At 61.0% G+C, this 18,969-nt stretch carries 21 protein-coding genes; 4 read left to right on the top strand and 17 right to left on the bottom strand.

What is annotated here, in order from left to right; translation table 11 throughout:
• Positions 1-7 precede the first annotated feature (7 nt).
• From EEQ99_RS14560 to EEQ99_RS14525, 8 genes are all read right to left on the bottom strand, one after another.
• Positions 8-790, bottom strand: a complete 783-nt coding sequence (locus EEQ99_RS14560; RefSeq protein WP_127430659.1) for an amino acid ABC transporter ATP-binding protein — start codon at positions 788-790, stop codon at positions 8-10.
• An 11-nt stretch (positions 791-801) separates the two neighbouring features.
• A complete protein-coding gene (locus EEQ99_RS14555) occupies positions 802-1,584 on the bottom strand; it encodes an amino acid ABC transporter permease (protein ID WP_025570179.1) in 783 nt (260 codons plus the stop codon).
• Entirely contained in the window at positions 1,581-2,327 is a 747-nt protein-coding gene (locus EEQ99_RS14550) for an amino acid ABC transporter permease (RefSeq protein WP_048338668.1), read from the bottom strand. Before EEQ99_RS14550 ends, EEQ99_RS14555 begins: the two co-directional genes overlap by 4 nt.
• A 24-nt stretch (positions 2,328-2,351) precedes the next feature.
• Entirely contained in the window at positions 2,352-3,182 is an 831-nt protein-coding gene (locus EEQ99_RS14545; RefSeq protein ID WP_047616335.1) for a transporter substrate-binding domain-containing protein, read from the bottom strand.
• Between the two features lie 466 nt (positions 3,183-3,648).
• A complete protein-coding gene (locus EEQ99_RS14540) occupies positions 3,649-4,494 on the bottom strand; it encodes a polysaccharide deacetylase family protein (RefSeq protein ID WP_127430658.1) in 846 nt (281 codons plus the stop codon).
• 178 nt (positions 4,495-4,672) lie between these two features.
• Positions 4,673-6,556 carry an ABC-F family ATP-binding cassette domain-containing protein gene (locus EEQ99_RS14535; protein ID WP_025570187.1) on the bottom strand — a complete coding sequence of 628 codons (1,884 nt, stop codon included), beginning with the start codon at positions 6,554-6,556 and terminating at the stop codon, positions 4,673-4,675.
• A 70-nt stretch (positions 6,557-6,626) separates the two neighbouring features.
• Positions 6,627-7,676, bottom strand: coding sequence for a GGDEF domain-containing protein (locus EEQ99_RS14530; RefSeq protein ID WP_029875843.1), 1,050 nt, complete (start codon positions 7,674-7,676; stop codon positions 6,627-6,629).
• A gap of 207 nt (positions 7,677-7,883) precedes the next feature.
• The gene (locus tag EEQ99_RS14525; protein WP_127430657.1) at positions 7,884-8,393 is read right to left on the bottom strand and encodes a DinB family protein; all 510 of its coding nucleotides are present in this window, start codon (positions 8,391-8,393) and stop codon (positions 7,884-7,886) included.
• A 139-nt stretch (positions 8,394-8,532) separates the two neighbouring features.
• Between EEQ99_RS14525 and EEQ99_RS14520 the strand changes: the two genes are divergently transcribed.
• Positions 8,533-9,222 carry a glutathione S-transferase family protein gene (locus EEQ99_RS14520; RefSeq protein ID WP_025570192.1) on the top strand — a complete coding sequence of 230 codons (690 nt, stop codon included), beginning with the start codon at positions 8,533-8,535 and terminating at the stop codon, positions 9,220-9,222.
• Positions 9,223-9,303: 81 nt separating this feature from the next.
• A complete protein-coding gene (gene ndk / locus EEQ99_RS14515) occupies positions 9,304-9,726 on the top strand; it encodes a nucleoside-diphosphate kinase (RefSeq protein ID WP_004680549.1) in 423 nt (140 codons plus the stop codon).
• Between the two features lie 89 nt (positions 9,727-9,815).
• Here the strand turns inward: ndk and EEQ99_RS14510 are convergent, their stop codons facing one another.
• Together EEQ99_RS14510 and EEQ99_RS14505 are read right to left on the bottom strand one after the other, a co-directional pair.
• A complete protein-coding gene (locus EEQ99_RS14510) occupies positions 9,816-10,316 on the bottom strand; it encodes a hypothetical protein (protein WP_048338664.1) in 501 nt (166 codons plus the stop codon).
• Entirely contained in the window at positions 10,313-10,858 is a 546-nt protein-coding gene (locus EEQ99_RS14505) for a CGNR zinc finger domain-containing protein (RefSeq protein ID WP_127430656.1), read from the bottom strand. The genes EEQ99_RS14510 and EEQ99_RS14505 overlap by 4 nt, the downstream gene beginning before the upstream one ends.
• Before the next feature lie 65 nt (positions 10,859-10,923).
• Between EEQ99_RS14505 and EEQ99_RS14500 the strand changes: the two genes are divergently transcribed.
• Positions 10,924-11,820 (top strand): branched-chain amino acid ABC transporter permease, encoded by an 897-nt coding sequence (locus tag EEQ99_RS14500; RefSeq protein WP_025570200.1) that lies wholly within the window; start codon positions 10,924-10,926, stop codon positions 11,818-11,820.
• On the opposite strand, the gene EEQ99_RS14495 is transcribed toward EEQ99_RS14500, so the two are convergent.
• The 5 genes from EEQ99_RS14495 to EEQ99_RS14475 form a co-directional block, all read right to left on the bottom strand.
• On the bottom strand, positions 11,821-12,282 hold the full coding sequence (locus EEQ99_RS14495) for a molybdenum cofactor biosynthesis protein MoaE (protein ID WP_025570201.1): 462 nt from the start codon (positions 12,280-12,282) through the stop codon (positions 11,821-11,823). It lies immediately after the preceding gene.
• Positions 12,283-12,368: 86 nt separating this feature from the next.
• Positions 12,369-12,623 carry a molybdopterin converting factor subunit 1 gene (moaD, locus tag EEQ99_RS14490; protein ID WP_025570203.1) on the bottom strand — a complete coding sequence of 85 codons (255 nt, stop codon included), beginning with the start codon at positions 12,621-12,623 and terminating at the stop codon, positions 12,369-12,371.
• Positions 12,620-13,210, bottom strand: coding sequence for a CDP-diacylglycerol--glycerol-3-phosphate 3-phosphatidyltransferase (gene pgsA / locus EEQ99_RS14485; RefSeq protein WP_003574129.1), 591 nt, complete (start codon positions 13,208-13,210; stop codon positions 12,620-12,622). Before pgsA ends, moaD begins: the two co-directional genes overlap by 4 nt.
• A 215-nt stretch (positions 13,211-13,425) precedes the next feature.
• The gene (uvrC, locus tag EEQ99_RS14480) at positions 13,426-15,468 is read right to left on the bottom strand and encodes an excinuclease ABC subunit UvrC (protein ID WP_025570206.1); all 2,043 of its coding nucleotides are present in this window, start codon (positions 15,466-15,468) and stop codon (positions 13,426-13,428) included.
• Positions 15,465-16,232 carry an SDR family oxidoreductase gene (locus EEQ99_RS14475; protein ID WP_127430655.1) on the bottom strand — a complete coding sequence of 256 codons (768 nt, stop codon included), beginning with the start codon at positions 16,230-16,232 and terminating at the stop codon, positions 15,465-15,467. The genes uvrC and EEQ99_RS14475 overlap by 4 nt, the downstream gene beginning before the upstream one ends.
• 365 nt (positions 16,233-16,597) lie before the next feature.
• On the opposite strand from EEQ99_RS14475, the gene EEQ99_RS14470 reads away from it, so the two are divergent.
• Positions 16,598-17,233, top strand: coding sequence for an outer membrane protein (locus EEQ99_RS14470; protein ID WP_025570209.1), 636 nt, complete (start codon positions 16,598-16,600; stop codon positions 17,231-17,233).
• Positions 17,234-17,332: 99 nt separating this feature from the next.
• Here the strand turns inward: EEQ99_RS14470 and EEQ99_RS14465 are convergent, their stop codons facing one another.
• Together EEQ99_RS14465 and EEQ99_RS14460 are read right to left on the bottom strand one after the other, a co-directional pair.
• Positions 17,333-17,929: a glutathione S-transferase gene (locus EEQ99_RS14465; RefSeq protein WP_097631064.1), complete on the bottom strand. Its 597-nt coding sequence runs from the start codon at positions 17,927-17,929 to the stop codon at positions 17,333-17,335.
• A gap of 153 nt (positions 17,930-18,082) precedes the next feature.
• On the bottom strand, positions 18,083-18,955 hold the full coding sequence (locus EEQ99_RS14460) for a 23S rRNA (adenine(2030)-N(6))-methyltransferase RlmJ (RefSeq protein ID WP_127430654.1): 873 nt from the start codon (positions 18,953-18,955) through the stop codon (positions 18,083-18,085).
• Positions 18,956-18,969 lie beyond the last annotated feature (14 nt).

The raw sequence follows: 18,969 nt of genomic DNA, 5'->3' as shown, positions 1-18,969 counted from the left end.
AAAAATCCTAGATGCCTTCGCGCACTGGCCCGCGCCCTCCGGCGAGACCGCCGACGAATTGGCGGATACGGGGATTGTCGAAGGTGTGGAAAATCTGTTCAGGCGAGCCTTGGTCGACGATGCGGCCGTTCTCGGTGAAGACGACGATGTCGCTGATCTCCTCGGCGAACCGCATTTCGTGGGTCACGAGGATGCTAGTCATGCCGTCGCGGATGAGGTCGCGGATCACCCACAGCACTTCGCCCACCGTCTCGGGGTCAAGCGCCGAGGTGACTTCGTCGAACAGCACCAGTTCCGGCTTCATCGCCAGCGCGCGGGCGATCGCGACGCGCTGCTGCTGACCACCGGAAAGCTGGCCGGGATAGGCGCCGGCTTTTTCCGAAAGCCTGACCTTGTCGAGCAGTTCGCGTGCGAGTTTTTCCGCTTCGCGCCGTTCGACGCCGAGGATGCGGGTCGGGGCCAGCATGATATTGTCCAGCACGCTCAGGTGGGGAAAGAGATTGTACTGCTGGAAGACGATGCCGATACGCTTGCGCAGCGCGATGCGTTCGCTCTCCTTGGCCAGTTGATCGACGCGGGTGCCGTCGACCGTGATGCGGCCGCGCTGCGGCGCCACCAATGCGTTGATGCAGCGCAGGATCGTCGACTTTCCCGAACCGGACGGGCCGATAATGGAAACCGCATTGCCCTTGTTGACGGTGAGGTCTATGCCCTTCAGCACCTCCGTCTGGCCGAAGGACAGGTGCACTTCTTCCAGTCGCACGATCGTTTCGTCCGTTTTTGCGTTCATCATTCAAATCCTCAGGCCGTCTTGAAACGCCGCTCGAGGCGTCGGGTCAGGCGGGCGATCGGGTAGCAAAGCGTGAAGAAGGCGGCCATCACCACGATATAGGCGATGATCGTGAAATCGAGGCGGCGCACGGATGTGCTGGCATCGGTTGCGGCATGCAATAGTTCGTGCACGCCAACCAGCGAGGCGAGCGACGTGCCCATGGTAATGGAGGCCAATATGTTCATCCATGGCGGCAGCGAGCGCCGCAGGCATTGCGGCAGGATGATCCAGCGCAAGGCCTGGCCGCGCGAAAAACCGAGCCCCTTTGCCGCTTCCCATTGCGTGGTCGGGATCGAAAGGACGGCGCCGCGGGTGATCTCGGCCACATAGGCGCTGGCCGGTATGGCAAGGCCGATCACCGCCTTCAGCCAATCCGGGAAGGGCAGATAGTTGCCGGCCACCACGATTTCGAAGGGAAAGATGTAAGTCGTCGCGAAGATCAGCACGAGATGCGGGGCATTGCGGAAGACTTGCACATAGGCCACGACCGGGTAGCGCACCAGCTTGAAGGGAACCAGTTCCAGTATGCCGAACACGGCTCCGACGGTCGTTCCAAGCGTCATCGCGCACAGGCTGATGATGACGTTCATCATGAAGCCCGAGCCGAGATAGGGAAGCCACGTCACCAGTTCGCGCCCCAGCGTCAGGTCGGTCAGCGACCACAGGACGATAACAAGCGGGAGTGCCGTAAAGCCGATATTGCGCAGCAGGCGACCATTCCTGCGCTGCTCGGAAAGTACCGCAGTCGTCATAGGCCATACCCCGGAATGGCGAGCTTGCGCTCCACCCACAGGCCGATGCGGGCAACGGCAAGGTTGATGATGCTGAAGAACAGCAGAATGACGATCATCAGTGACACCACGTTGTCGCGCTGCGTCCAGACCATGATCGAGGCATAGGTAATCTCGCTGACTGCGATCGCATTGCCCACCGTCGTCAACTTCACGAGATTGATGAGATTGTTGACGATCGCGGGCAGCGATGCCCTCAATGCCAGGGGAACTTCGACGTAACGCAGGATCTGCAGCGCGCTGAAGCCGATGCCGCGCGCCGCTTCCACCGTGGCCGACGGCACCGCCTCGATACCTGCGCGGATCGCCTCGGCATGCAAGGCGGCGATGTGCAGTCCGACCACCGCCACCACCCAGAAGAAGGGTGTGAGCGGATTGTTCTGCGTCCCGCCGACCAGGTTCGATACGAATGTATTGAGAACGAGGAAGCTGAACATCAACTGTACCAGCGTCGGCGTGTTTCGGGTAATTTCCACGAAAGCGCGGACCGGCGTCGATAGCCAGGGCTTGCCGGATGTCAGGCAGGCGGCAAACAGCAGCCCGGCAATCAGGCTGACGGGGATCAAGAGGGCAATCAGATAGAGCGTGGTGATGAAACCATCACGCCATATCTGAGCCTCGTACCCCGTCGCCAGGAACTCGTAGTTAAGGCCAAGCCTGTTCGTCAGGTTGACGAACAGGCTGGTCATGCTGGTGTCCTGCATGTCGATCCGCCAGTGTAGCCTGTCTTACTTGCCAGCCGACAGGGTCTTGCGCTCTTGTTCGAGATAGTCGGTATTGCGGAGCCGGTTTGCCTTCGCAAATTCCAGGAGCTTTCCTGACGTATGGAGCTGCCGGATCGACTTATCGAGTGCCTCGGCCGTCTCCTTTTCGCCTTTTCGCACCCAGATCACCGAGTCGGAAGGGAGCAGTTCGGTCGGGAAGAGAATAGTGTAGTCCTTCCACTCCTCGGGCCGGTCCTCCAGCAGAAGGCCGACGGTTGCGCCGACATGGACGGCGGCGACACAATTGCCGCCCTGCAGCGCCAGCAGCGATTCCGGCTGGCTCGGCAAGCCCTTTACCTCGGCGCCGTATTGTTCGATGAGCGGCTGCGTGAAGTTCGACCCTTGCGAAACGCAGACCGGCTTTCCCTTGAGATCTGCCCAGTCCTTCAGGCCGCTGTCCTTGCGTCCGACGGCAGCACCGCCGCTGCGATCATACGGCGTCGCCACCCAATCAAGAACTTTGGCGCGGTCCTCGGTATATTGCATGTTCGCAATCAGGATATCGACCTTGCCCTGCTGGAGAAATTGCACCCGGTTCGGGGGCGTGACGGTGACTGTTTCCAGCTTGACGCCAAGATCGTCCGCGAGCGCTTTTGCAATATCGAGATTGTATCCCTTCTGCGTTTGCGATGTCGGATCGATATAGCCGAAGGGCGCCCCCGAGAGGATGACGCCAACGGTAAGGGTGCCGCGGGCTTTGATGCGGTCGAGCGTGGCATCCGCCGATGCCTGCGTTGCCGCCAGCAAGGCAATCGACATGGCGAGGAGCGCCTTCGGGAGAAATTTGCGTGACATGTTTGAGCTCCGTCTTGGGAAGGTGGAGGGACCGGTTCAGGTCCTCGAGCAATTGCAGCGCTCTTTGGCTCGACTGCTATGGCGTGGATGTGCGCCACTTCGAGGTGAGGCCGAAAGGCTGGTGATGAGATGGACGTCGGCTTCCCGCGCAATATTGGCCATGCTTCTCCGCGCTGATAGAAAAGGACGCTGACCGCATCGCTTTCCTGCGCGAATCGGCAACTGGACGGCTTTGAAAGGCATAGGGAACCGATGAGAGAGAAGGAACGTTCTGTCTCAGAGAAAATCATCATTGTGATGGATTTTGTAGATTTTATTTTCTGAAATAGGCGCGTTCGTTGAAAAATCTTGTGCACGAGAGGGTTGCTGATCGGCAACCTTCCCGCCCGGTAATGGCATCAAAAAACGGATTTTGCTCGGCCGAATTCCTGCCGTCTTGCGGCTAATCCCGACTTGGCAACCCGCCTTAGCGGATCGTCACGAAATCGGCCGAGGCAAGGACGTTGTTCGGCATCGGCGTCTTCTTGAATTTCAGCGTCACGACCTTGTAGCCTTCGGTTTCGAGTTCCGAAAGCAAGGTTGGCAGCATCGTCGCCGTGCGTTTGTGGATGTCATGCATCAGGATGATGCCGCGGCCGCGCTTGTGCAGCAGGTCCATCGTCCGCTGCGTCACGGAGACCGGCGTCGTGTTGAAATAGTCCTTGCTGTCGATGTCGACATCCATGACCACCATCTCGCGCATGGCGATCGCGGCGCGCAGCCTGTGGCTCTCGGCTAGATAGGGGAAGCGGAAGAAGGAGACATCCGTGCCGGTCGCCTTGGTCACCGCCAATTCGCCCTTGATCACCTCGGCCATCGCCGCGTCGAAATCCAGCGAACTCAAATTGGCGTGGTCATAGGTGTGACTGCCGATCGTGTTGCCGTCCTCGGCGACCTTGCGGGCGAGCGCCGGATGCATCTCGGCCATTTCGCCGACCATCATGAAGGCGCCCTTGACGCCGAACTGATCGAGGATCGCCAGCACCTTGTCCGTCCGGCCTGGGATCGGGCCGTCGTCGAAGCTCAGGATCACTTCCTTGTCCTGCAGCTTGAGATCGGCGAGCGAGGAAACCTCCAGCGTCCGCCCGGCCAGATGATGCCAGCCGGTCATGCGCGGCGCCGCAGCGTCGCCGGTATAGGCAAGCTTCCGCTCCTCGGGTGCGATCACCGAGGAGGTCTTGATCGATGTGTCCGGCGCGGATTGTCTGGTGGTGCTGCAGGCAGAAAGAGTGGCCGTGAGGGCCATGCAGGACAGAACGAAAAAACGGTACATGGAAAGGGCTCAACAAATCGGTAACGAATGTTGAGACAACCTTTCGAATTATGGTTAACGATCGGTTGATGCAGGCGGGAATTGTGCCGATGCGCGGCACTTCGCCACGCTTTCGCCAGAGCATGATGCCGAAAAGTGTGCGCGGTTTTCGGACGACATCCTGTTCTAAGGCCTGTGGCTATCCCGCCATCGCTTCTTCGTATTCGGCCGAAAGCATCAGCCAGTCTTCCTCGGCGGCAGCCAGTTTTGCCGCCGCTTCGCCGCGCTGTTTTGCCTTCTCGGCGGCCTTGGCCGGTGTCTTTTCATAAAGGGCGGGATCTGCAAGTTCCGCGTCAAGCGCCTGAATCTGTTTCTCCAGTTTCGCCGTCAAGGATTCGATTTCGTTGATCTTTTTCTTGAGTGGGGTCAGCGAGGCGCGACGTTCGGCATTGAGCTTGCGCTGGTCGGCCTTCGACGTCGCCTCTTCAGTTAGCTGCGGCTTTTCTTCTTTTTTTTTACCGGATGTGACGATCAGGTCGCGATACTCGTCCATATCGCCTTCGAAGGTCGTCACCGTACCGCCATTGACCAGCCACAGCCGGTCGACCGTCGCCTCGATCAGATGGCGATCATGCGAGATCAGGATGACGGCGCCTTCGTAATCGTTCAGCGCCTCGATCAGCGCGCGGCGGCTGTCGATGTCGAGGTGGTTGGTCGGCTCGTCGAGGATCAGCAGGTTCGGCGCATGGAAGGCGGCAAGCCCCATCAGCAACCGGGCTTTTTCGCCGCCGGAAAGATCCTTGGCGGCCGTCGCCATCTTCTCGGTCGCAAGCCCCATCTGGGCGACGCGGGCGCGCACCTTGGCCTCCGGCGCGCCGGGCATCAGCCGGCGCACATGTTCCACCGGCGACTGCTCGGGAATGAGGTCGTCGAGTTGGTGCTGCGCGAAGAAGCCGATCTTCAGGCTCGGCGCCAGCTTCACCTCGCCGCTCTCGGGTGCAAGTCGCCCCGAGATGAATTTGGCAAAGGTCGATTTGCCGTTGCCGTTCGAGCCGAGCAGGGCGATGCGGTCGTCATTGTCGATGCGCAGATTGAGGTTCTTCAGGATCGGATTGCCGGGCTCGTAGCCGACGGCGCCGCTCTGGATCGCGACGATCGGCGAGGCCGGCTGCTTTTCCGGCTCGGGAAAGGTGATCGGCTGGACGTGGTCCTCGATCACCGCGGCGACCGTTCCCATGCGCTCAAGCGCCTTGACGCGCGATTGCGCCTGCCGTGCCTTGGAAGCCTTGGCCTTGAAGCGATCGATGAAGCTCTGCAGATGTTTGCGGGCCGCGTCGTTCTTGGCCTTCGCCTTGGTCTGCAGCTCGTCGGCTTCGGCCTTCTGCCGCTCGAACTGGTCGTAGCCGCCGCGATAGAAGGTCAGCTTCTTCTGGTCGAGATGGACGATCGCATTGACCGCATTGTTCAGGAGGTCGCGATCGTGGCTGATGATGATGACGGTGTGCGGATAGCGGCGGACATAATCTTCCAGCCACAGCGTGCCTTCGAGGTCGAGATAGTTGGTCGGCTCGTCGAGCAGCAGCAGATCCGGCTCGGAAAACAGCACGGCGGCAAGGGCGACGCGCATGCGCCAGCCGCCGGAGAAGGAGGAGGCGGGGCGGGCCTGCGCCGCCTGGTCGAAACCGAGGCCGGCAAGAATGCTCGCTGCGCGCGCCTCGGCCGAATGCGCGTCGATATCGACGAGACGCATCTGGATTTCGGCGATGCGGTGCGGATCGGTCGCCGTCTCCGCCTCGGTCACCAGGGCCGTGCGTTCCTTGTCGGCGGCAAGCACGATCTCGATCAGCGCGTCTTCGGTCGCCGGTGCCTCCTGCGCCACCTGGCCGATGCGTGCGGCCTTCGGGATCGACACCGATCCGGTCTCCGAGCCGAGATCGCCGGTAATGACGCGAAACAGCGTGGACTTGCCGGCGCCGTTGCGCCCGACCAGCCCTGCCTTCGTGCCCGAAGGCAGCGAAATGCTGGCATTGTCGAGAAGCAGGCGGCCTGCAATGCGGGCGGAAATGTCGGTGAGCGTGATCATGGCCGGCGTTTTGGCCGAAAGCGCTCGCCAAGGCAAGAGTGCTTTGCCTGCCGCAAGAGACTTGTACGCCTCAGCGGCCGAAAGCCTGCACCGGTTGTCGGGGGTTCGACTGCGCGGCGAGAAGCGCCACACGGGCATTGGCCTGCAACTGCCCGGGCGTTGCCGCATCAGTGCTGAGCGCCACGCCGATCGAAATGGTGAGCCGGCCGGGATCGGCCTTGTCGGATGTCGCGAAGACGAGATTGTCCTCGACGGAGGTGCGCAGGCGCTCGGCGATCGTGATCGCATCCTGCATGCCGACATGGGAAAACAGCAGGGCGAATTCGTCGGCCTCGGTGCGGGCGATGAAATCGTTCTTCTTGACGCATTTGCGGAAGAGGCCGGCGAGCTTCTTCAGAAGCTTGTTGCCCGCCTGGGTCCCGTATCTGTCGTTGAGATCGCTGAAATTGTCGATATCGACCATGATCAGCGCGCTGCCGGCGGCACCCTCTTCGCGCGCGTAGAGATCTGATATCGTCCGGTTCAGCGCGATGCGGTTTGGAAGCCCGGTGATCCTGTCGGCCACAGTGGCCGATTGCATCGCCGAAATGCCGCGTTCCAGCGTTTCCAGCACCCTGATGTCATCCTGCAGCCTGACGCCGATTTCCATCTCGGCCGACAGCACTGTCGTCAGCGAGGCGGTGAGATAGTCGATCTCGCCGAGGAAGGCGGCAAGGCTCTGGTCGTCGTTGCCGGAAACGGATTTCAGGATCGTCCCGCAGGCGCGGGCAAAGGCGTTCTTGTGCTTCAGCCCTTCGGCAAGCCTTTCCGCCACCTCGCGCAGCATCCGGCTCGCCTCGTTGCGTGAGGTCTCCCCCGCCAGTCCGCAATGGCCGACGAGGCGGTATTTCAGGCCGAGTTCGTCGAGCATCGGCTGCTGCGGTTGCGGCCCGAGTGCTGCGATATCCTGCGCAAGGCCGGCATTGAGCCCGACGATCGCTTCATGGAAGAGTTCATAGTTGCGCGGCAGCGCGGCAACGTTGAGGCGCGCCATGTGCTGGGCAATCTTCTGAATATCCGCCATCGGCGCCGGACGCGCGGTCTCGCGCGGCACCAGTGCGTTTGCGTTCGCATTCTGCATGACGATCCCTCGCAGCCCGGCCACATCTCTCACATCCCGCTATGCCCGCAAGCTTTTAAAAGAGGCTGAATTTTCAATCGGAAAGCTATGGATCGGCGGCGGAACCGGCAAAGGCGGTTAATTCAGTGTTGATCGCCGGAGCATGATGCCGAAAGTGCGAGCGGTTTTGGATGACATCATGTCCTCGCTTTTAATTTGGATCGGATCTTACATCCACTCGCGGCCCTCGTTGCGCAGGAAGTAGATGAGATCCAGCGTGAGACTCGGCTTGCCGAGTGCCGTCAGCGTCATATGGCACTGGCCGCGATGATGGGTCTGGTGGTTGAAGAAATGCGCGACCGCTGCCGACAGCGGTTGGGTGATCTCGACCGGCTGTACCACCGTGACATAAGTGAAGTCGCCGGCGAGGGTTTTCTCGTCCAGCATGCTCGTCCAGGCAATGATCCGCTCATCCTCCGCTTTGCGGGCGGCGGCCAGCGCATCCAGCTCTTCGAAGAGCACGGCATCGAGTGTCGTCGGCGCATTGCCGGTGCCGGTGAAGCGCTTCATCCATATCCGGTCGGCGACGAGCAGATGATTGAGCGTACGATGGAGCGAGCCGAAGAAGGCGCCGCGATTGCTGCGGAAGTCTGCATCGCTGAGTTCGGCCGCGGCCGCGTAGACTTGCGTGTTGGCCCAGCGATTATAGGCGGCGAACATCCTGTAATGTCTGAGCATTCACTCCCTCCCGGATTGGTCGCTGCAGTCTAGCCCGGTTTCCCCGAAATCGCAGTGATATGCCCATGAAATTTCCTGATTTGATCGCCGGCGCTTTCTGTCGTGGAATGGATGCAGCCGTGATCTCGAAAGGACTGTCATGACCAGAGCCCTCTATTCCCTCTGCGGTGCCGACGAGCGGCGCTTCTTTTCTCCCCATTGCTGGAAGGCGGTGATGGCGCTGGCGCATAAAGGGCTCGATTTCGAGGAGATTCCGACGACCTACGCCCGCATCCGCGCGATCGGCGGCGGCGTGTCGCCGACCGTGCCGGTGCTCGATGACAACGGCCGGCTGATCCCCGACAGTTTCGACATCGCCCTCTATCTGGAGGAGGCCTATCCCGAGCGGCCGTCGCTGTTTGGCGGCGAGGGCGGCAAGGCGCTATCGCGCATGGTCGAAGGCTATTCGCAGATGATCATCCATCCGGCGATCATGCGCATTGCCCTTCTCGATATCCACGCGAACCTCGACGAGGGCGACAAGGCCTATTTCCGCGAAAGCCGTGAGGTCAGGCTGGGCAAGCCGCTGGAAGTGGTTGCCGCCGATAGCGAAGCGGAGAAGGCTTCCTTCGGCGCCAAGCTGGAGCCGCTCCGCCACATGCTGAAGTTCCAGCCCTTCATCGGCGGGCAGACGCCGCTGTTTGCCGACTATATCGTCTTCGGCGCGCTGCAATGGCTGCGTGTCTCCGCCGGTCTCGCCATGCTGGCCGCCGCCGATCCGGTCATGGGCTGGTTCGAACGCTGCCTCGATCTTCACCAAAGCCGCGGCAGGACTGTGACAGCGGCGTGAAATTGCCGCCGACCCCTTGTTTTCGGGCGTTGGGGCGGGTAAAGACCGCCCACTTTTCCCGAGAAAACAGAGGATTTGACTATGGCGATTGAACGCACCTTCTCGATGATCAAGCCGGATGCAACCAAGCGCAACCTGACGGGCGCCATCACCAAGATGCTCGAAGATGCCGGTCTGCGCGTCGTCGCCTCCAAGCGCGTCTGGATGAGCCGTCGCGAAGCCGAAGGCTTCTACGCCGTTCACAAGGACCGTCCCTTCTTCGGCGAACTGGTCGAAGGCATGACCTCCGGCCCGACCGTCGTCCAGGTGCTGGAAGGCGAAGGCGCGATCCTCAAGAACCGCGAGATCATGGGCGCGACCAACCCGGCAAACGCTGACGAAGGCACGATCCGCAAGGTTCACGCCCTGTCGATCGGCGAAAACTCCGTTCACGGCTCGGATGCTCCGGAAACGGCCGCCCAGGAAATCAAGTACTGGTTCTCCGACACCGAAATCGTCGGCTGAGGCCTGACGTCGGCATTCGTGCCGAACACCTTGAATTGACTCTTGAAAGCCGGGGGCTCTGCTCCGGCTTTTTCTATGTGCCCTTGTTTCTATGCCGGGCATTTATCGGTATTGGAGAAATCGACGCTGCCGTCAGGCTTGAAGACCTCAGGATTCTTTTCATAAAGCGCGCCGATAACGAGCGGTTTGCTCGGCAGCACTGTCTGGTCGAGGTCGGAACGGAACTGCGTTTTCAATTCCTGCAGCACCTTGCCGTCCTTGTCGACCAGCCGGACACTCACGGAATAGGGGCGGTCCTTGCGCACACAGTGCAGGTTCTCGCTCTGCAGCGCGATCTTGTCGTCGATCGGGTAGATCTTCTGATTCAGTACCAGCGGATCGCCACCTTCAGGATTTTCGAATTCGGCGATGATCACCGAACCGTCGGGAATGGGTCCTGTCTTCTTCAGCGTCAGCAGATAGGTGGCGCTCGCCACCCGATAGTTGAAGACGAAGAGATGGCCGGTGACCTCGACCAGATTTTCCGCCTGGCGCTGGCAGGCGGACAGCAGCCCGACAGTGACCGCCATCACGATCCAATAATTCCTCATGGCGTCTCCTCCTTCTTGCGGCGATAGTGCCGATTGGCCTTGGCGCGGTTGCCGCAGACCGCCATGTCGCACCAGGCCCGGCTCCGGTTCTTGCTGCGATCGATGAACAGCCAGCCGCAATTTCCGCAGATCTTCATCCGCTCCGGATCCGGCATGGCGATCAGCCGTAGCACCGAATGGGCAGTAGCCGAGGCCAGGCTGCCGGGGCTTGGGTCGCGCAATGTCTTCGCCAAGGCTTCCAACAGCCCGGCCAGCAGTTGGTCGTTGCCGCCATCGAGTATACGCTTGCGGAAATAGAGGTCGATCTCTTCCCGCAGCGCGATGAAATCCGGCTCGTTTTCCGCCGCCACCGGCGCGATGTCGCCGAAGAGGGCGCGTTCGGCGCAGAATTCGGCGGCCGCGCGCGGAAAACTCCGCATCTGATCGCTGACTGCGAAGCGATCGATCCGCCGCGCAGCATCGTGGCGCAGAACGACGCTGTTGGCGACATCGAGCGCCAGTGCGCCGCCGGCAAAGCGGTGAGGGGTCCAGGAAAAGCTCATATTGAAATTATAACTGGCAAAATAGGTTTTACCAGTTATAATTTTGCGGACGCGGAGTGTCTGGAATGGCCTATCTTCTGCAGCAGCTGGCGAATGCGGTTCCGCTCGCTGCCCTCTATGCCGCGCTCGCCTTCGGTTATGCCGTGGCCTTCGGCGTGACGAAGCGGGCCGACATCACCTATGGGGCGATCTTTGCCTTCGCCGGCCAGATTCTGCTGCTCTTCACCGAACTCGCCTATGTCAGGTTCTGGCTGGTGCTGCCGGCGGCTCTTGCCATCGGCGCCGGCGCTTCCATCGTCTATTCGCTGGCGGCGGGCCTCTGGATCGGCCGCTCGATCATGCTGCCGCTGGTCAGCAAATCGCCGAATACGGTCATCGTCGCCGCCCTCGGCATGATGATCGTGCTGATGGAGACAGCCCGGCTTGCCGCCAATAGCCACGGCATCTGGCTGCCGCCGTTCCTGAACGACACGGTCGTCTTCTGGAGCGACGGCCTGTTCAAGGTGACGCTCACCTATATCCAGCTGATCGACAGCGCGCTGATGTGCGCCATCGTCGCGGTGGGTGCGCTGATCCTCAGGCGCACGGCCTGGGGCCGCGTCTGGCGCGCCGTCACCGACGATCCCTTGGCCGCCGAACTCTGCGGCACCAGCGCCGATCGCGTCTTTCTCGGCGCCTATGCTGCCGCGGCCCTCGTCGCCACCCTCTGCGGCATCCTCGCCACCTTCTATTACGGCTCGATGGATTTTGGCGCCGGCCTGATGTTCGGGCTGAAGGTGCTGCTGATCGCTGCCGTCGGCGGCTACTCCGATCCGCTGCGCTCGGCCGGTGGCGCTGCCGGGCTTGCCGTCGTCGAAACCTTGTGGGGCGCCTACGGCCCCTTCGTCTGGCGGGATCTCGTCATCTTCTCGCTGCTTGTCCTGCTCCTGGTCATGAGCCGCAGGGAGCGCGTCGTGCTCTGATCATTTCCACTTGTCGCGCGCCGTATCGTCGGCGTCTTTCGCCGCGACCCAGTTGCCCGTAGCGCCATCCTTGCCATGTTCCTTCTTCCAGAAGGGGGCGGCGGTCTTCAGGAAATCCATGACGAAATTGGCGCCGTCGAACGCCGCCTGCCGGTGCGGTGCGGCTGCGACGACCAGGACGATATTCTCGCCGGCCGCGATCTTGCCGTAGCGGTGGATGGCGGTCAGGCCGAGAAGTCCGAAACGCGTTATGGCAAGATCGCCGATGCGCCGTATCTCCGCCTCCGCCATGCCGGGATAATGCTCCAGTTCGAGGGCCGCCAGCGTACCGCTTTCATCGCGGCAGAGACCGGAAAAAGTGACGACGGCGCCGATACCGGCTTTATCTTTGGAGAGCAGATCGACCTCGGTCTGCAGGTCGAAGTCTTCGTGTTGAACGCGGATGGTGGGGGTAACGGTCATGATAACATCCCCGACTGTTTTGATGCCGTAGCGGGAGGTATGGAGAGGGCGGAGGGGGGTATCGACACGACACCACCATCACCGCTTCATCCCCCCGTCATCGGCGGAAATATCCCGATCTCCCGTGCGGCGCCGATCGGTTCGTCATGCTCGACATGCTCCATGTCGAGCGCCACGCGGATCACCTCGGGATATTGAAGTGCGGTCTCATATTCTTCGCCGAGCGTCTTCAAATGATTCAGAAGATCGGCGACGGTGACGACGGAGGAGGGGAGGTCGATCTCCTCTTCTCCCTTGCCGATGCGCTCGCGCACCCATGCGAAATAGACAAGCCGCGTCATTCCTCGTCATCCACGATATGTTTCAGCCCGGCGCGGAAATAATCATAGCCAGTATAGATGGTCAGCAGTGCGGCGATCCACAGCAGCGCAATGCCGGTCTGCGTCGTATAGGGGAAGATCTCGTCACCGGCCGGGCCGGCGAGGAGGAAGGCGATGGCGACCAGCTGCAGCGTCGTCTTCCATTTGGCGATCCGTGTCACCGGTACGCTGACCTTCAGCGCCGCCAGATATTCGCGCAGTCCCGACACCAGGATCTCGCGGCAAAGAATGGTGATCGCCGCCCAGATCGACCAGCCGGCAATCGTCTGGTCGGCCGCGACCAGCAGCAGGATCGAGGCGACCAGCAGCTTGTCGGCGATCGGATCGAGCATGCGGCCGATATTCGACGTCTGGTTCCAGATGCGTGCGAGATAGCCGTCGAGGAAATCGGTGAGCGAAGCGATGACGAAGATCCACAGCGCCACCCAGCGCGCCGTGTTGCTGATCGACAGCCTGCCCTCGATGAAGAAGCAGAGAACGATCAGCGGCACGGCGAGGATGCGGCCGTAGGTCAGAAGATTGGGAATGCTGTACGCACGCGATGCCATGGGATCGTTTCTCTGAATTGATGCGCCGTTACAGCGCCGCGCGTCTTTCTGAGGCGCGCAAAGGACGCTGTAACATTTTGAACCTGCGCATCGTGCTTTCCGAAAATCGAGTCCGATTTTCGGGCCGATGCGGTAGATGACGGCTTTGGCCGCGGACCGTCAACATTCTTTCTGTCTTTTCACCGCCTTTGCGTGGAATTTGCGACGGAGGCCGGTTATTTCGCGGCGTCGTCGTGGAAATGATTATAGACCTGCTTGGCGACCGCTTCGGATATGCCTTCCACCGCCATCAGGTCGGACAGGGCGGCGCGCGAAACCGCCTTCGCCGTCCCGAAATGCTGGAGCAGCGCCCGTTTGCGGGATGGGCCGATGCCGCCGATCTCGTCGAGCGGGTTCTTGATCATTTCCTTCTTGCGCCGCGCCCGGTGTGAGCCGATCGCGAAACGATGCGCTTCGTCGCGCAGGCGCTGGATGAAGTAGAGCACCGGATCGCGCGGCGGCAGCGTGAAGCTCTCGCGCCCCGGCGGAAAGAAACGTTCGCGCCCGGCGTCGCGGTCGACGCCCTTGGCGATGCCGATCGCCGTGACGCTGTCGGTGATGCCGAGTTCGGCAAGGATGGCGCGCACCGCCGTCATTTGCCCCTGGCCGCCGTCGATCAGGATCACATCGGGCCAGGTGGGGAAGGGCATGTCGGCGGCGTCGGGTGTGGCCGCCTGCACCGTCCGGTCTGGAATGCCTTCCTCCTTGATCAACCGCGAGAAACGCCGTGTCATCACCTCCTTCATCATGCCGAAGTCGTCTCCGGGCGTGATGTCGGTCGATTTGATGTTGAACTTGCGGTACTGGTTCTTGACGAAGCCTTCCGGCCCCGCGACCACCATGCCGCCGACGGCATTGGTGCCCATGATATGCGAGTTGTCGTAGATCTCGATGCGCTGCGGCGCATAGGAAAGCCCGAACGTTTCCTTGAAACCCTCGAGCAGCCGCGACTGCGACGCCGTTTCGGCGAGCTTTCTCCCATGCGCCTCGCGTGCATTGCCGACGACATGATCGACCAGATCGCGCTTCTCGCCGCGCTGCGGCACGAGGATGGAAACCTTGTGGCCGGCCTTTTCGCTGAGTGCGGCAGCGAGCAGTTCCAACTCCTCGACCGTTTCCGACAGCATGATCTGCTTCGGCACCGGCTTGTCGTCGTAGAACTGCGCCATGAAGGAGTTCAGCACTTCGGCGCTCGAAAGCTGCGGATCGGCCTTTGGGAAATAGGCGCGATTGCCCCAGTTCTGTCCGGTGCGGAAGAAGAACACCTGGATGCAGGAAACGCCGCCCTCATGGTGGATGGCGAAAACATCAGCCTCTTCGACGCCGGCCGGATTGATGCCCTGGTGGCTCTGCACATGCGAAAGTGCCGCCAGGCGATCACGATATATCGCCGCCCGCTCGAAATCGAGGTCCTCGGCCGCCTGGTTCATGGCCTCGGCCATATGCGACTTCACCTTCTGGCTCTTGCCGGACAGGAAGTCCTTCGCCTCCTGCACCAGTTCGCCATAACCCTCGTCGCTGACCTCATGCGTGCAGGGCCCGGAACAGCGCTTGATCTGGTAGAGCAGGCAGGGTCGCGTCCGCGTTTCGAAGACGCTGTCGGTGCAGGTGCGAATCAGGAAGGCGCGCTGCAGCGAATTGATCGTCCGCCCGACAGCGCCGGCCGAAGCGAAAGGTCCAAAATAGTCGCCCTTTCGCGCTCTCGCACCGCGATGCTTGAAAATCGCAGGCGCCCGGTGGTCGCCGGTGATGAGGATGTAGGGGAAGGACTTGTCGTCGCGCAGCAATACGTTAAAGCGCGGCCGCAAGCGTTTGATCAGATTCGCTTCCAGAAGCAGCGCTTCGGTTTCCGTGCGCGTCGTCACGAATTCCATGTTCGCCGTCTGGCGTACCATCTGGGCGATGCGGTTGGAATGCACGCGGCCGACGGCGTAATTGCCGACGCGCTTCTTCAGACTGCGCGCCTTGCCGACATAAAGTACGTCGCCCTCGGCATTGAACATGCGGTAGACGCCGGGGCTGTTCGGCAGCCGCTTGACGAATTCACCGATCAGTTCCGCGCCGATGAGCCCGGTTTCATTGAGGCTGCCGGCGTTCCAGTCGACGGCTGCGGCAAGCGGGGCGGCGGCGGAAACATCGCCTTCCACCTCGATATCGTCTTCGCTCTCATCCGTCTCGTCGTAGAGAACGCCGCCATCCGGCAGCTTTCGTCCGTTCATTCCGTAATCTCCGCCACATCGGGCGTCTGCCAGGCGAGGTGCTGGCCGCCGTCGAGGGCAATCATCTGGCCGGTGATCGAGGGCGTGTCGTAAAGGAAGCGAATCGTTTGTCCGAATTCCTCGAGCGCCGGCCCTCGCTGCAAGATAAGGGCTGAGACCTGCGCTTGGAAGTCCTCCATCGCCTGCCGCTCGCTCGGCATCGAGGGACCGGGGCCGACGGCATTGACGCGGATGCGTGGCGCCAATGCCTGTGCAAGCGTCTGCGTCGCCGTCCACAGCGCGGATTTGGAGAGGGTATAGGAATAGAAGCTGGGCCTCAGCGCCCAAACCCGCTGGTCGATGATATTGACGATCAGCCCCGATGCCGCAACGGGCATCTGCTGCGCGAAGGCCGCCGCAAGGATAGAGGGCGCACGTACATGCAGGTCGAAGTGCAATGCCCAGGTGGCGGCATTGAAACTACGCGCTGAATCATGCTGGAAGACCGACGCATTGTTGACGAGCAGATCGAGCGGCCCGAGTGCTTCCGACGCCTTCGCGACCAACGCGCCGGTTTCGCCGATATCGGTCAGGTCGGCCTGCAAGGCGGCTGCCCGATATCCCTTCCGCCGCAATTCCGCCACCAGCTCTTCGGCTTCACCAACGGAGCCGTTCGCGTGGATCGCGACGGAAAAGCCATTTGCAGCAAGGTCTTCGGCGATTGCCCGTCCTATTCTCTTAGCTGACCCTGTTATAAGGGCCGTGCGAAGTCTTTCGTCGTTCAAAATCTTGCTTTCTGATCCCGCGAGTCTGCCTGCAGACTATATAGGGGCCGGCGGAGATTATATAAATAGGCCGTTGCGGTTGCGTCCCCGAGCGAGATATTCTATGTATTATTTAAGAATGCGATTTACTAAAATAAGTATTTTAAGTTTAACTCTTCGATAGGGTTAATGAAGTGTATGTTGCGTCAAAGCAACATCGAATTTCAGCCATGCGGCTGCCACAATGATATCACAATTTGGCTCTTTCAAATCCGCATTTGAGTTCCAATTTCAGTCTCGATCCGGAAGGGACATCTGGCAATATCCCGCCAATGCTTCACTGATAGACAGATGACAAGCGGCGCGGGACTGAAAGGAGACTAAGTATGCGTGTACTCATTGCTGGCCTCATGGCCTCCGTTTTTGCAATTGCGGGCGTCTCGGCAGCTCAGGCGGCCGATGCCGTCGACCAGGTTCCGGAAGCGCCGGTTGCCCAGGACGCTCCGGTCAAGCCGGCAGGAAACTGGGAAGGCTTCTACCTCGGCGGCGCCGGCACCTACAACATGGGTGACTTCGGTTCCGACCGCCACACCTATGGTTTCGGCGGCCAGGTCTTCACCGGCTACAACTGGCAGGCGGGCCAGATCGTCTACGGCGTTGAATCCGACCTCGGCTACAGCGGCGACGACGTCTCCTCGGGCGGCGTCAAGAACAAGTATGGCTGGAACGGCTCCGTCCGTGGCCGCGTCGGCTACGACATGAACCCCTTCCTGCTCTACGGCACGGCCGGTCTGGCGATCGGCGACGTCAAGGTTTCCGACGACACCTCGGACGAAAGCAAGACGAACTTCGGCTATACGGTCGGCGCCGGCGTCGAAGCCTTCGTGACCAACAACATCACGACGCGCCTGGAATATCGTTACACCGACTACCAGAGCAAGGACTACGACCTCGACTCCGGCAGCTTCTCGCGCGGTTACGACGAGAACAGCGTCAAGCTCGGTATCGGCGTCAAGTTCTAAGCCGGACAAACTGTTCAAGCATGAAAAGCCGGGCTCATCGCCCGGCTTTTTGCTGTCCGCTTGTTGGTCCGGTCGTTCAGCCGTGCGCTTTGAGCACACTCAGCCCTGGGATTTGAGCTCGTTATGGGCAGGGAATTTCTTGCCGAACTGCCGCAGCCAGTCGGTCAGCGGCGCATGATCGGCCTCCCACTGGTCCTTGAAGCGCAGTTCGAGATAATCGAGCGTCGCGGCCAGCGCGAAATGCCCGCCGCTGAGCTTCTTGCCGAGCTTCGGCGGATTGGCGCTCAGATGAGCGAGCCCGCTCGTCGCCTTCTTCCATTGCCGGTCGATCCACGGCTGGTGAACCTTGTCCTCGTCGCGGAAGCGCCGCTCATAGACGATCGCCAGCAGGCAGTCGCAGATGCCGTCGCAGAGCGCCTCGAGGATTTCCGCATCCGTGCGCTTGCCCTTCTTGGAGGGGTAGAGCCCACCCTTCGTCAGCCGGTCGAAATAATGCATGATCGCCACGCTGTCATAGATCGAAAGCCCGTCATCGGTCAGAAGCGTCGGAATCTTGCCGAGCGGATTGTTATCCACCAGGATCGCCGGTCCGGTATTGGTGTCGACCCGGATGGCGTTCAACTCCAGCTCCAGAAAATGCGCGGCCATCCGCACCTTGTTGGAATAGGGCGAGGCGGGCGAACAAAGGAGCTTCATGGGACACCTGATGAGATTGTGGATTGCGGCGCGGACTATCCGCGAAGCTAGCGCATAACCCCGAAAATCGAAATCGATTTTCGGAAAGGATTATGCGCAAATTCAAAGTGCTACGGCGTCTTTGCGCGTCTGAAAAGACGCGCGGTGCTGTAGTTAGCTATCGTCCTTTATGGCCTTGTTCTCGCCGCGCAGCCAGAAGGCGCGGTGCGAGGCGAAACGATCCTGCGCCAGATGGTCCTTCAATGCGGGCAGCAATTGGTGCAACTCGTCCTTCAGCGTGAAGGGCGGGTTGACGATGACGAGGCCTGAGCCCGTCAATCCGGTAGTGCCGCGGTCGCTGCGAACCACGAGCTCGGCGCAGAGCATTTTCGGGATGTCGAGCGCCTGCAGGCTCTCGTGGAATTCCTTGATCGGCGCGCCCTTCTTCAGTGGATACCACAGGCAATAGGTGCCGCCGGGAAAACGCCGATAGGCCTTTTCCAACCCTTCGGCCAGACGCTGATATTCATCCTCTTCCTCGAAGGGCGGATCGACGAGCACGATGCCGCGCTTCTCCTTCGGCGGCAGATGCGCGCCGAGCGCCAGCCAGCCGTCGAGCTCGGTGATGCGGGCATGGTGATCGCCCTCGAACAGCCGGTGCAGCCTGATAAAGTCCTCGGGGTGCAGTTCCATGGCCGACAGCCGGTCCTGCGGGCGGAACAGCATGCGCGCAAGTTTCGGCGATCCAGGATAGAAGCGGACGCCGCCCTCTGGGTTGAGTTCGCGGATTGCCCAGAGGTAGGGCTCGAGCAGTTCGGAAACCTGAGGTCCGAGCTCGGCCTCCATCAGCTTGCCGATGCCCTCGAGCCATTCGCCGGTTTTCTGCGTTTCCTCGGAGGAGAGGTCGTAGAGGCCGATGCCGGCATGCGTGTCGAGCACGCGGAACGCCCCATCCTTCTTCTGCATGTAGCGGATCAGCCGCGCCAGCACGGCATGTTTCAGCACATCGGCAAAGTTGCCCGCGTGGTAGATATGGCGGTAGTTCATTTTCGCTGATGTCC

Source organism: Rhizobium anhuiense (assembly GCF_003985145.1).
GTDB lineage: Bacteria > Pseudomonadota > Alphaproteobacteria > Rhizobiales > Rhizobiaceae > Rhizobium > Rhizobium anhuiense.
This window is presented reverse-complemented; position numbering and strand designations above follow the sequence as displayed.

Bases quoted from the DNA above. Each gene is read 5' to 3' on its own strand.
- EEQ99_RS14560 (WP_127430659.1), bottom strand. From the start codon at position 790: ATGAACGCAAAAACGGACGAAACGATCGTGCGACTGGAAGAAGTGCAC.
- EEQ99_RS14555 (WP_025570179.1), bottom strand. From the start codon at position 1,584: ATGACGACTGCGGTACTTTCCGAGCAGCGCAGGAATGGTCGCCTGCTG.
- EEQ99_RS14550 (WP_048338668.1), bottom strand. From the start codon at position 2,327: ATGCAGGACACCAGCATGACCAGCCTGTTCGTCAACCTGACGAACAGG.
- EEQ99_RS14545 (WP_047616335.1), bottom strand. From the start codon at position 3,182: ATGTCACGCAAATTTCTCCCGAAGGCGCTCCTCGCCATGTCGATTGCC.
- EEQ99_RS14540 (WP_127430658.1), bottom strand. From the start codon at position 4,494: ATGTACCGTTTTTTCGTTCTGTCCTGCATGGCCCTCACGGCCACTCTT.
- EEQ99_RS14535 (WP_025570187.1), bottom strand. From the start codon at position 6,556: ATGATCACGCTCACCGACATTTCCGCCCGCATTGCAGGCCGCCTGCTT.
- EEQ99_RS14530 (WP_029875843.1), bottom strand. From the start codon at position 7,676: ATGCAGAATGCGAACGCAAACGCACTGGTGCCGCGCGAGACCGCGCGT.
- EEQ99_RS14525 (WP_127430657.1), bottom strand. From the start codon at position 8,393: ATGCTCAGACATTACAGGATGTTCGCCGCCTATAATCGCTGGGCCAAC.
- EEQ99_RS14520 (WP_025570192.1), top strand. From the start codon at position 8,533: ATGACCAGAGCCCTCTATTCCCTCTGCGGTGCCGACGAGCGGCGCTTC.
- ndk (WP_004680549.1), top strand. From the start codon at position 9,304: ATGGCGATTGAACGCACCTTCTCGATGATCAAGCCGGATGCAACCAAG.
- EEQ99_RS14510 (WP_048338664.1), bottom strand. From the start codon at position 10,316: ATGAGGAATTATTGGATCGTGATGGCGGTCACTGTCGGGCTGCTGTCC.
- EEQ99_RS14505 (WP_127430656.1), bottom strand. From the start codon at position 10,858: ATGAGCTTTTCCTGGACCCCTCACCGCTTTGCCGGCGGCGCACTGGCG.
- EEQ99_RS14500 (WP_025570200.1), top strand. From the start codon at position 10,924: ATGGCCTATCTTCTGCAGCAGCTGGCGAATGCGGTTCCGCTCGCTGCC.
- EEQ99_RS14495 (WP_025570201.1), bottom strand. From the start codon at position 12,282: ATGACCGTTACCCCCACCATCCGCGTTCAACACGAAGACTTCGACCTG.
- moaD (WP_025570203.1), bottom strand. From the start codon at position 12,623: ATGACGCGGCTTGTCTATTTCGCATGGGTGCGCGAGCGCATCGGCAAG.
- pgsA (WP_003574129.1), bottom strand. From the start codon at position 13,210: ATGGCATCGCGTGCGTACAGCATTCCCAATCTTCTGACCTACGGCCGC.
- uvrC (WP_025570206.1), bottom strand. From the start codon at position 15,468: ATGAACGGACGAAAGCTGCCGGATGGCGGCGTTCTCTACGACGAGACG.
- EEQ99_RS14470 (WP_025570209.1), top strand. From the start codon at position 16,598: ATGCGTGTACTCATTGCTGGCCTCATGGCCTCCGTTTTTGCAATTGCG.
- EEQ99_RS14465 (WP_097631064.1), bottom strand. From the start codon at position 17,929: ATGAAGCTCCTTTGTTCGCCCGCCTCGCCCTATTCCAACAAGGTGCGG.
- EEQ99_RS14460 (WP_127430654.1), bottom strand. From the start codon at position 18,955: ATGAACTACCGCCATATCTACCACGCGGGCAACTTTGCCGATGTGCTG.